At 62.0% G+C, this 9,941-nt stretch carries 12 protein-coding genes and 1 pseudogene; 4 read left to right on the top strand and 9 right to left on the bottom strand.

The genetic code is table 11. The features are described from left to right. Positions 1-309 (top strand): annotated as a pseudogene (locus OB03_RS14375) (hypothetical protein); the annotation flags it as partial. Between the two features lie 2 nt (positions 310-311). On the opposite strand, the gene arfB reads toward OB03_RS14375, so the two are convergent. The 5 genes from arfB to OB03_RS14350 form a co-directional block, all read right to left on the bottom strand. Then, a complete protein-coding gene (gene arfB / locus OB03_RS14370; RefSeq protein WP_242912310.1) occupies positions 312-725 on the bottom strand; it encodes an alternative ribosome rescue aminoacyl-tRNA hydrolase ArfB in 414 nt (137 codons plus the stop codon). Continuing rightward, the gene (locus OB03_RS14365) at positions 725-1,180 is read right to left on the bottom strand and encodes a YaiI/YqxD family protein (RefSeq protein ID WP_242913080.1); all 456 of its coding nucleotides are present in this window, start codon (positions 1,178-1,180) and stop codon (positions 725-727) included. Before OB03_RS14365 ends, arfB begins: the two co-directional genes overlap by 1 nt. Before the next feature lie 86 nt (positions 1,181-1,266). After that, entirely contained in the window at positions 1,267-2,625 is a 1,359-nt protein-coding gene (locus OB03_RS14360; RefSeq protein ID WP_461344614.1) for an amidohydrolase family protein, read from the bottom strand. Between the two features lie 3 nt (positions 2,626-2,628). After that, a complete protein-coding gene (locus OB03_RS14355) occupies positions 2,629-4,125 on the bottom strand; it encodes an amidohydrolase (protein WP_461344613.1) in 1,497 nt (498 codons plus the stop codon). 84 nt (positions 4,126-4,209) lie between these two features. Then, positions 4,210-4,491 (bottom strand): DUF167 family protein, encoded by a 282-nt coding sequence (locus OB03_RS14350; RefSeq protein WP_461344612.1) that lies wholly within the window; start codon positions 4,489-4,491, stop codon positions 4,210-4,212. 74 nt (positions 4,492-4,565) lie between these two features. On the opposite strand from OB03_RS14350, the gene OB03_RS14345 reads away from it, so the two are divergent. Next, positions 4,566-5,018 carry a hypothetical protein gene (locus OB03_RS14345; RefSeq protein ID WP_242912314.1) on the top strand — a complete coding sequence of 151 codons (453 nt, stop codon included), beginning with the start codon at positions 4,566-4,568 and terminating at the stop codon, positions 5,016-5,018. Between the two features lie 56 nt (positions 5,019-5,074). Here the strand turns inward: OB03_RS14345 and OB03_RS14340 are convergent, their stop codons facing one another. Together OB03_RS14340 and OB03_RS14335 are read right to left on the bottom strand one after the other, a co-directional pair. Beyond that, on the bottom strand, positions 5,075-6,004 hold the full coding sequence (locus OB03_RS14340) for an electron transfer flavoprotein subunit alpha/FixB family protein (protein ID WP_242912315.1): 930 nt from the start codon (positions 6,002-6,004) through the stop codon (positions 5,075-5,077). Then, positions 6,004-6,768, bottom strand: a complete 765-nt coding sequence (locus OB03_RS14335) for an electron transfer flavoprotein subunit beta/FixA family protein (protein WP_242912316.1) — start codon at positions 6,766-6,768, stop codon at positions 6,004-6,006. The genes OB03_RS14340 and OB03_RS14335 overlap by 1 nt, the downstream gene beginning before the upstream one ends. A 124-nt stretch (positions 6,769-6,892) precedes the next feature. Between OB03_RS14335 and OB03_RS14330 the strand changes: the two genes are divergently transcribed. Next, positions 6,893-7,234: a hypothetical protein gene (locus OB03_RS14330; RefSeq protein WP_242912317.1), complete on the top strand. Its 342-nt coding sequence runs from the start codon at positions 6,893-6,895 to the stop codon at positions 7,232-7,234. A 69-nt stretch (positions 7,235-7,303) separates the two neighbouring features. On the opposite strand, the gene OB03_RS14325 is transcribed toward OB03_RS14330, so the two are convergent. Next, positions 7,304-7,876 carry a cob(I)yrinic acid a,c-diamide adenosyltransferase gene (locus OB03_RS14325; RefSeq protein ID WP_242912318.1) on the bottom strand — a complete coding sequence of 191 codons (573 nt, stop codon included), beginning with the start codon at positions 7,874-7,876 and terminating at the stop codon, positions 7,304-7,306. Between the two features lie 29 nt (positions 7,877-7,905). Next, positions 7,906-8,109 (bottom strand): twin transmembrane helix small protein, encoded by a 204-nt coding sequence (locus tag OB03_RS14320; RefSeq protein ID WP_242912319.1) that lies wholly within the window; start codon positions 8,107-8,109, stop codon positions 7,906-7,908. A gap of 160 nt (positions 8,110-8,269) precedes the next feature. On the opposite strand from OB03_RS14320, the gene OB03_RS14315 reads away from it, so the two are divergent. Next, on the top strand, positions 8,270-9,941 hold a 1,672-nt coding region (locus tag OB03_RS14315; protein WP_461344611.1), incomplete at its 3' end, for a TonB-dependent receptor domain-containing protein.

The raw sequence follows: 9,941 nt of genomic DNA, 5'->3' as shown, positions 1-9,941 counted from the left end.
CCCGCAGCGGCACCCGATATCGCCCGGGCCGAGAACGCCCTTCGCCAGATCATCGCCGGTCTGAAGTCGGGCAGCGTCGACTACTCGATGTTCAGTGACAACGTGGCTGAAAAAGTGCGCCCGCAGGCCAGCCAAATCGGTAGCCTGCTGACCCAGTTCGGCGATCTGAAATCCATCACCCATAAGGGGCAGCCTGATGGTGTCGATCTGTTCCGGGTGGAGTTCGCCAATCAGGCCACCGAATGGGTGATCGGCTTTGATAACGACGATCAGGTCGCGGCCCTGCTGTTCCGCCCCGCGCAGGATTAACCCTAGTCGAAACTGACCTTGCCCCGCCCGCTCTTGATCACAGAGCGGGTGGACTTAGCCTTTAGGCGGCGTTCCTTTGAACTGCGGGTCGGCTTGGTTGGCACGCGATAGGCCTGACGCACCGCCGCCTCCGCCACCATCTGCTCCAGACGTTCGATGGCGTCCTCGCGATTGCGCTCTTGCGTGCGAAAGCGGGTGGCGGTGATCACGATCACTCCATCCAGCGTCAGGCGACTACCCGCCTTCTTCATCAATCGCTCACGGGTATAGTCGTTCAGGCTCGGCGAGTTTTTGGCGTCGAACCGCATCTGTACCGCCGTCGAGACCTTGTTGACGTTTTGTCCCCCCGGACCACCGGCGCGATAGAAGCGGAACTCCAGTTCCTCATCGGGAATGCGTCGTTTGATCTCGGCCATCAGGCCTTCCTCGCCGCGCGGTTCGCCGCTGCGTCCAGCGTCTGGAGGAATTTCGAGCGATCGGCATTGGAGAACGGAGGCGGTCCGGACGTCTCCACGCCCATGGAGCGCAGGTGCTCGCCGACCATCCGGCCCGCAAGCGCCGAGCCGATTGTGTTCTCGTCCAGCACCGTACCATTTGGCCGGATGCATTCGGCACGCGACTTCAGACACCGGTCAGCCAGGGGATAGTCGTTGGTGATGACCACATCGCCGGCCCCTGCCCGCTCCGCGATCCAGTCATCCGCCACATCCGGGCCTGCATCCACCACGATCTGGGTGATCAGCGCCTCTTGCGGGATGCGGATCCAGCTATTGGACACTACAAATACCGGCCAGTTCAGTCGCCGCGCCACGCGGTAGACCTCTTCCTTTACGGGACAGGCGTCGGCATCGATGTAGAAGGTCTTGGCCATGCCCTCTTCTAGCGCAGACCGGCACAAACGAAAGGTCATCCGGCCAAAGACCGGATGCCCCTGCGCATTAGACCCCGTGACGGCTCTTAGTAACTATAGGCGTGCGGACGGCTGCCTGCCGCATTGGGCAGATAGCGGTCTCGCAGCATCAGGTTGCGCGCCTCCATCGGCTGCTCCACGCCGTCGATGACCACGGCTTGAGGCTGCGACAGCGGCTCCAGCGGATCACCAGACCAAACCACCACGTCACCGGCGGCACCGGACTTCAACTCGCCGAACTGGCCTTCGAAGCCAAAGATCCGCGCAGGGTTCACCGTGATGGCCGCGATGGCGGCATCAAACGGCAGGCCATGCGAGACGGCGTTGCCGGCGTTGTAGCGGATGTCACGGGCGCGGTGGGTGGATCCCTCGTTGCCCTTGAGCGCGATGACAACACCTGCTGCGTGCAAGGCGGCGGCGTTCTGCATACGCGCCCCGCGCATTTCGAAATTGCCCGGAAGATTGGTGGTCGGGTGGACCAATACCGGCACATTCGCTGCGGCGATCTCGTTGGCCACCAACCAGCCCTCGGCGGCTCCGTCGAGGATGATCTTGAGGCCTTCCTCGCGGGCCAGTCGCAAGACTTGCTGGATGTCCGAGGCGCGGTCCGCTGTGACGATCAAGGGCATGCGGCCTTCGACGACAGGGATCAGGGCTTCAAGGTCGGCTCGCGACAGCGACAGGTCGCGCAAGGATGAGCGCTCATAGGCCGACTTGTTGCGGGCATAAAGGCGCACTTCGTTCAGGGTTTCCTTGAACAGCACGAACTGGGCACCGCGCGCACCGCCGGCGATACGGGCACCGGCTTCCCCGAACGGGGCGGTCATGGCCACCTTGGACTTGACCAGAATATTGGACCCGTCCTTGAGGTTGATGACAGCCGCCTGACCGGCAAACAGACCCGGAGACTGGAAGCCGCCGTGACCCGCACCGGCGGTCATGTCGTCGATGCCGGAATCGTCGTGGCTATGACCACCGCCCGAGCCGCCATGCTGCGGAGTAACAACGGCGCGGGTTACCCCGCCCAGACGCGCGGTCGGAATGGTGAAGGACCACGGATCAATGCCGTACGACACGTCGAAGGCCGCTGTCAGGGTGTTGGCGTTGTTGCGCAGGTCGTTCGAGCCCGACACGGAGCCGACCTCGCTGGCACCGATGCCGGAATCGACAGCGACGATGCCCGGCGTCACCACCTTGCCGGTCGCATCGATGGTGCGCATGCCCGCAGGAGCCGTACCGGCACCCACCGACACCACGCGCCCGCCACGGATGACCACCGTACCGTTTTCAATAACCGACGTGCCGGTCAGAACCTTGCCGCCCGTAATGGCGATATCCTGAGCCACAGCCGGTGCGGCAGACAGAAGAGCGGCCGCCGCTGCGGCGATAAGAATGTTCATACGCATGAATCAGCGGGCTCCCTGAGCAGTGCCAGCAGCCGGACGGTTAAAGCCCGGTTGGCCCAGTTCGAAATCGGATACCGGCTGATAGGCCGGATTTGTACGGTCAAAGGTCAGTGCACCGTCGATGAAGACCTGATCGGCGCGGGCATAGATCGACAGCGGATTGGCACTCCAGATCACCACATCCGCGCGCTTTCCGACTTCGAGCGAGCCGGTCTGATTATCGATGCCGATAGCCTTGGCTGCGTTCAGCGTGATCCAGCCGATGGCGCGTTCCTCGGGAATATTCAGACCCGCACGGCGACCTGCCGAAAGCGATGCGGCGGCCTCTTGATTGAGGCGCTGGATCAGTTCCTGGTCGTCCGAGTGGATAACGGCACACGAGTTCGGCGCGGCATCAACGATGGCCGCATTCTCTTCGATGCCGTCCAGGGCTTCCATCTTGAAGCCCCACCAGCCGGTCCACATCGCGGCGCAGATGCCGTTCTGAGCCAACTGCGGAGCCAGCTTATAGGCCTCGATAGCGTGGTGGAAGACGCGAATCTTGAAGCCGAACTCCTTGGCCAAATCCATCATCAACGCCATTTCATCGGCGCGGTAACAGTGGTTCTGAACGAGGATCGAGCCGTCCAGAACACCAGTGATGGTTTCCAGCTGGAGATTGCGGGTCGGCGGGGTGCCCTGACCGGTTTCGCGGTACTTCTCCCACTTCTCGCGATAGTCCTGCGCGGCGATGAAGGCTGCGCGATAGCCGGCCATATTGCCCATCCCCGTGGCGGGCGACTGGTTACGGCTGCCATAGACGCGCGACGGGTTCTCGCCACAGGCCATCTTCAGACCATAAGGCGCGTCCGGCAACTTCATGGCCTGCATGGTGGTAGCCGGCACATTGCGCAGCGTCACGCCACGACCACCGAACAGGTTGGCCGAGCCCGGAAGAACTTGGAGGGTCGTCACGCCGCCAGCGCGGGCGGCATTGAAGCCCGGATCCTGAGGCCAGACCGAGTGCTCGGCCCACACCTGAGCCGTGTTCGGATTGGTGGCTTCGTTGCCGTCGCTCATGCCCGTCACGCCCGGCGACGGATAGACGCCGAGGTGGCTGTGAATGTCGATGATGCCCGGCGAGACAAAACGGCCGCGCGCGTCTACGACCTGATGGCCCTGCGGAACCGGAGTGGAAGCATCGCCGACAGCGGCAATCCGACCGTCGGTCACAACCACGACGCCGTTCTCAATCTTGCGGCCCGCGCCGTCAAAGACCGTGGCTCCGACGATAGCCATGTTCTGCTGCTGCAGGGGTCGGTAGGTCGAAGGATAGGGATTAAGGTCCGAAGCGCTGGCCAGTCCTGCGGCCATAGGCTTTGCCGGACGGGCCGTGTCGGCGCTGGCCGATGTTCCCGACGACGAAGCCTGCCCCGTCGAGGCACAGGCTGTCAGCATCAGCGCGCCCATGGCGCATGAAAGGATAGCGAGGCTGGGGCCCCGCAAACGATTTACAAACATGGGCGAACCCCCTCGCACCCGCAGTCTGCGGGCAGACAACGGCGGTCATAGAGGATCGTTACGGCCAGGCTGTAAAGGCCGAATTCAGCCCTTAAGCAATCTTTCGCGCACTTCTTCATCGCTGAGGTCTGTAACCTCAATCATCTTCAATCTGGACTGGCCACCCCGTGCCAGATTCACGTTACGGCGCGGCACACCCAGCATCTTGGCCAACAGGCGTACCAGCGCCTCGTTCGCCTCGCCTTCAACGGGTTGAGCCCTCACCCGCACCTTCAGCACCGGACGCCCTTCCGGATCGACGTCCCAACCTTCGATCTGGTCCTTAGCGGAGCGGGGGGTGAGTTTGACGGGGATACGGGCGGTCATGGTGCCTGTTTGCCTTGTCCCCGACGCGGTGCCAAGGTCCGACCCAGTTCGGCGTACTGGAGCATCCCCCCCCCGTGCCTACACCGCCTTTTTCGTCCGTTGTCCTGATTGTCCTGAACCTCGCTCTTCTGGCTCTATTGCTGTGGTGGATCGTCAGAAGGCTCCGAGCAAAGTGGCGCAGACCGGCCATTCCGCCACCCGCCACCCCGCACGGATCGACTGACGTAACGGTGCTGGCAACGTTTACCGGCATCAAAGGGATATCCCCGTGGCTGGCGGTCGCTTCGAACAGTCTCAATCCGGTTTTGGTGATCGGGCCGGATTATCTGGAATACCGCGTTTTGAAACGTCGTCGGGTGCCGTTGGCGCAAATCCAGTCGGTCCGAACATTGGCCGCCTTCAGGACGGTCAATCTGCACTTCACCTTCAAGAGCGGGCCATTCACCTTCACGGCCAACGTCGGCAATCAGGATAGCGCACGCGACATCCTGAGCCGCCTCGATCCGGCATTGGTTGAGCAACAATAAAAAATGCCCCGACCGTTTCCGGCCGGGGCGCTTTTGAAACATGGAGGGGTTCGGGCTTAGCCCAGAGCCGCCATCAGTTCCGGAACGACCGTCTTGTAGTCGCCTACGATGCCGTAGTCGGCCACCTGGAAGATCGGCGCGTCGGCATCCTTGTTGATGGCGACGATGATCTTGGAGTCCTTCATACCGGCGAGGTGCTGGATAGCGCCCGAGATGCCCACAGCGATGTACAGCTGCGGAGCCACGACCTTGCCGGTCTGACCGACTTGGTAGTCGTTCGGAGCATAGCCGGCGTCGACCGCAGCGCGCGAGGCACCGACAGCAGCGCCCAGCTTGTCGGCCAGCGGCTCGATGACAGCAGCGAACTCTTCGGCCGAACCCAGAGCGCGACCGCCCGAGACGACGATCTTGGCAGCGCCCAGTTCCGGACGGTCCGACTTGACCATTTCTTCGGAGACGAAGGTGGTCTTCGGAGCTTCGGCAGCGGCGACGGTTTCAACCGAAGCCGAGCCACCTTCGCCAGCAGCGGCGAATGCGGTCGGACGAACGGTGATGACCTTCTTGGCGTCAGCGGTCTGGATGGTCTCCAGAGCGTTACCGGCGTAGATCGGGCGAACAAAGGTGTCAGCCGAAACGACTTCCACGATGTCCGAGATCGGAGCCACGTCCAACTTGGCCGCGATACGCGGAGCGTAGTTCTTGCCGTCGGTGTTGGCCGGAACGAGGATGGCGTCGTAGCCAGCAGCCAGCGGCACAACGGTCGCTTCTACAGCTTCGGCCAGACCTTGAGCCACGCCAGCGCCTTCGGCCAGCAGGACCTTACGCACGCCGTCAATCTTGGCAGCAGCGTCGGCAATCGCCGATGCGCCTTGACCCAGAACCAGTACGTCCACGTCGCCCGAGATAGCCTTGGCAGCGGTTACGGTCTTGTGGGTGGTGTCACGAACGATCGAACCGTCGTGGTCAGCAATAACGAGAACAGCCATTACAGAGCACCTGCGTCTTTGAGCTTGGCCACCAGTTCGGCAGCGTCAGCGACCTTGATACCAGCCGAACGCTTGGCCGGTTCGGTGACCTTGAGGACCTTCAGACGATCGGCCACGTCCACGCCGTAGTCGGCGACGGACTTGGTGACGATCTCTTTCTTCTTGGCCTTCATGATGTTCGGCAGCGAAGCGTAGCGCGGGGTGTTCAGGCGCAGGTCAACGGTGACCACAGCCGGAAGCTCGGCAGCTACGGTTTGCAGACCGCCATCGACTTCACGGGTCACGGTAGCCTTGCCACCGTCGATGACCAGCTTGCCGGCGAACGTGGCTTGCGGCCAGTCCAGCAGAGCGGCCAGCATCTGGCCAACAGCGTTGTTGTCGCCGTCGATCGATTGCTTGCCCATCAGGATCAGGTCCGGCTGCTCTTCGGCAACCACAGCCTTCAGCAGCTTGGCAACGGCCAGCGGCTCGAGGTCGGCGTCCGACTGAACCAGAATGCCGCGGTCCGCACCCATGGCCAGAGCCGTACGGATGGTTTCCTGAGCCTGGGTCACGCCGATGGAGACGACCACGATCTCGGTGGCAGTGCCAGCAGCGTGGTGTTCCTTGCCTTCCTTCAGACGAACTGCCTCTTCGACGGCGATTTCGTCGAAGGGATTCATGCTCATCTTAACATTGGCCAGATCAACGCCGGTCTGGTCCGCCTTGACGCGGGCCTTCACGTTGGAGTCGATCACCCGTTTCACCGGGACGAGTATCTTCATGAGACTATCCACTTGATCGTCGAAAGTTTGGGGAGGGATTGGACTGTACGCCCGCGCCTGTCAACGTAACCTAGGGTGAAGTTCGGCCATTCCAATAGCTGATTTTTGATCTATAGGTCCCGATATGAAGCGCTTTTTGACCTTTCGCCGGTTGTCGATCATTTTTGCAGGCGTGTTCACCCTCGCTCTGCTCGGCGTCTTTGTGCTGCAACGTGTCTGGGTCGATCCGGGTGACCGGTGCGCAGACAAGGGTTGGTGGTACGATCTGGAAACGCGCACCTGCGCCCAGCCGATCTATATCCCGGACATCACCGGACGCGCCGAAGGCGTAACCCGTGCCGAAGCCTCGGCGGCCATGAACAAGGATCTGGTCGACAAGGAAGCCCAACTGGCCGCCTATAATCGCGCCAAGAAGGCCGCGACCGACGCCGAGCGCGCCCGCGTCGAAGCGCTGACCAAAGACTGATCTGTATGGAAACGAAAAAAGGGCTGCGACACATCGCGCGTCGCAGCCCTTTTTTGTGTTCGTCGCCGATCAGCGGGTCGCGCCGGGCACCCATTTGATGTCGTCGGCCCCGTTGGAATTGGCCCGACGGGCCGCCACGAACAGGTGATCCGAAAGGCGGTTCAAGTATTTCATCGCTTCGGTGTTGATCTGTTCACCCGCCTCGATCATCGCCACTGTGTCACGCTCGGCGCGGCGGCAGACGGTGCGCGCGACATGCAGATAGGTCGAAAGCGGCGAACCACCGGGCAAGATAAAACTGTCCAGAGGTTTGAGGCTTTCGTTCATCCAGTCGATTTCCTGCTCAAGTCGCTCGACCTGCGAGGCGATGATGCGCAGGGCCTCCCATTTGGGCGCAGGCTCCAGCGGGGTGGCCAGGTCGGCTCCCAGATCAAACAGTTCGTTCTGGATGCGCCCCAACATGGCATCGATACGGTCGTTCTGCCCGCTGTGCAGACGGGCCACGCCAATGACAGCGTTGAGTTCGTCAACAGTGCCATAGGCCGAGACACGGGGGCCGGTCTTTGAGACCTCCTCGCCGGTGGCCAGTCGGGTCGTACCCTTGTCGCCGGTGCGGGTGTAGATCTTGTTGAGCGTGACCATCGGCCCCTCCTCGCTCGCGTTGACTGTATTCAGCCCGAATGGGCCGATTTGATCGCCATACCGATGATCAGCAGGATGATTGCCGCGGCTTGAAGCACCACACGCAGGCGCATCAGCTTGTTGGAGCGGTTCCGCGAGGCATCGGTGTTGCGATACAGGCCGAAAATGCCAAAGCCCAGCGTGATGGCCACGCCGCCGATGGCAACAAGGATCAGGATATCGATCAAGGTCATAGCTACCCTTGTATGGCTTTGCCTTGCGCCGCACCAGAGGGCGCGTTGACACCGACGTCGTCCCGATTGCTGTGGCAGGTTGTCGCATCGCCCCTGACGTTATTGCAAATCGTTTGCAAAACTAGTTGAGAGGCATTCTCAAAAGTTGATTGGGACATCCATGACCGTCCAGAAGTTCTCGCGCCGTACCCGCCTACTCGCTGCCAGTGCCCTCGCGGCAAGCGCGATGGGTATCAGCCCAACGGCTGTGGCGGAGTCGCTGGACCAGCAGGAGCCAACCCGCGTCAGCGACATCGTCGTGACCGCCGCAGGCTATGAGCAGAAGATCGTGGATGCCCCTGCCAGCATCAGCGTCATTAGCGCCGAGGAACTGTCCCAGCGCCCCTACATCACTCTTCTGGACGCCGTACGCGATCTTGAGGGTGTCGATATCGGCGAGACACGCGACAAGACCGGTCAGGGCACTATTTCCATGCGCGGCATGGGCTCGGACTATACGCTGGTCCTCATCAATGGCCGTCGCCAGAATAACCACGGCGACATCTATCCCAACAATTTCGGCGGCAACCAGTTCAACCACATCCCGCCGCTTGCCGCGGTCGAACGTGTCGAAGTCATCCGCGGTCCGGCCTCGACCCTGTATGGCGCGGACGCCATGGGCGGCGTGATCAACATCATCACCAAGCGATCGCCCGACCGCTGGTCCGGCTCCCTGACGGTCGGCCAGACCTTCCAGATGGACGACCAGTACGGCGACGACGCGACCTATGACCTGTATGCCAACGGCCCTCTGGTCAAAGGCCTGCTGAACCTCAGTGTGCGCGGCAGCTACTACGAACGCGATGCCTCAAACCCGATCTACGGGACGGTTCAGGACCCCAACGGCAACACTATCGACCGCGCCCTTGGCTTTGGCGGCGGGGGCAAGACTGTCGACAATGAAAACATCGCCGGCGGCCTGACCCTGACCTTTACCCCGACGGCCAGCCAAACCATCACCCTCGACTACGACGCTTCCAAACAGTCCTACGACAACGCCATCCGCCTGAACGACGAGGGTGTCGAGGAATATCCGGTCGGCACCGTCGATAACTATGGCGCTATGCTGCGTATAGGCAGTAACGGCCGCGTTGAACCGCGCGCCGGCTATGCCCCGTCGCAGGAGTTCACCCGTAACGCCATTGCCCTCACCCACGAAGGCCAGTGGTCGTTCGGCTCGACACGCGTGTCGCTGTCGCATGTCTCGACCCATAACGAGGGCCGCACCCTGCCCTTCTCGGTGGCCGAGCGTCAGCAAGTTCAAGGTCTGTGGAACGCCGCCTGCGTAAACATGGGCGGCACTCTTGCGGCCACCGGCTACTGCGCTCCCGGCCGCGCTATGGGCTACAACAACGCCAACGCGTGGAACAACCTGTCCGAAGCCACCAAGCTGGCGGTCATGCAGGCCAACCTCAGCCCGGCGCAACTCCAGCAGCTCAAGTCCTTCCTGCCCCGCCCGCAACGCACGCTGGAAAGCGAGCAACTGACGCTGGATGCGCAGATGAACCTGATCCGCAATTGGCACGGCGAGCACCGCGTCGTCGTGGGCGCACAGGTCATTCGCGGCGAGTTGACGGACGGCGTCTTCGGTCTGGAATCCGGTCAGGGCGGCAAGGCCCAGGACCACAACATGTATTCGCTGTTTGCCGAAGATACCTGGCAAGCGACCGAAGCCTTTGCCCTGACCGGTGGGATCCGCTTTGACGACCACGAAGTCTTTGGCAACCACTTCAGCCCGCGTCTGTACGGCGTCTATACGCTGAATGACGCCTGGACCATCAAGGGCGGTGTCT

Source organism: Brevundimonas sp. GN22 (genome assembly GCF_054824005.1).
This window is presented reverse-complemented; position numbering and strand designations above follow the sequence as displayed.

Excerpts from the sequence above, each read along its gene's own strand:
- arfB (WP_242912310.1), bottom strand. The coding sequence starts at position 725 with ATGGCCGAGATCAAACGACGCATTCCCGATGAGGAACTGGAGTTCCGC.
- OB03_RS14365 (WP_242913080.1), bottom strand. The coding sequence starts at position 1,180 with ATGGCCAAGACCTTCTACATCGATGCCGACGCCTGTCCCGTAAAGGAA.
- OB03_RS14360 (WP_461344614.1), bottom strand. The coding sequence starts at position 2,625 with ATGCGTATGAACATTCTTATCGCCGCAGCGGCGGCCGCTCTTCTGTCT.
- OB03_RS14355 (WP_461344613.1), bottom strand. The coding sequence starts at position 4,125 with ATGTTTGTAAATCGTTTGCGGGGCCCCAGCCTCGCTATCCTTTCATGC.
- OB03_RS14350 (WP_461344612.1), bottom strand. The coding sequence starts at position 4,491 with ATGACCGCCCGTATCCCCGTCAAACTCACCCCCCGCTCCGCTAAGGAC.
- OB03_RS14340 (WP_242912315.1), bottom strand. The coding sequence starts at position 6,004 with ATGGCTGTTCTCGTTATTGCTGACCACGACGGTTCGATCGTTCGTGAC.
- OB03_RS14335 (WP_242912316.1), bottom strand. The coding sequence starts at position 6,768 with ATGAAGATACTCGTCCCGGTGAAACGGGTGATCGACTCCAACGTGAAG.
- OB03_RS14330 (WP_242912317.1), top strand. The coding sequence starts at position 6,893 with ATGAAGCGCTTTTTGACCTTTCGCCGGTTGTCGATCATTTTTGCAGGC.
- OB03_RS14325 (WP_242912318.1), bottom strand. The coding sequence starts at position 7,876 with ATGGTCACGCTCAACAAGATCTACACCCGCACCGGCGACAAGGGTACG.
- OB03_RS14320 (WP_242912319.1), bottom strand. The coding sequence starts at position 8,109 with ATGACCTTGATCGATATCCTGATCCTTGTTGCCATCGGCGGCGTGGCC.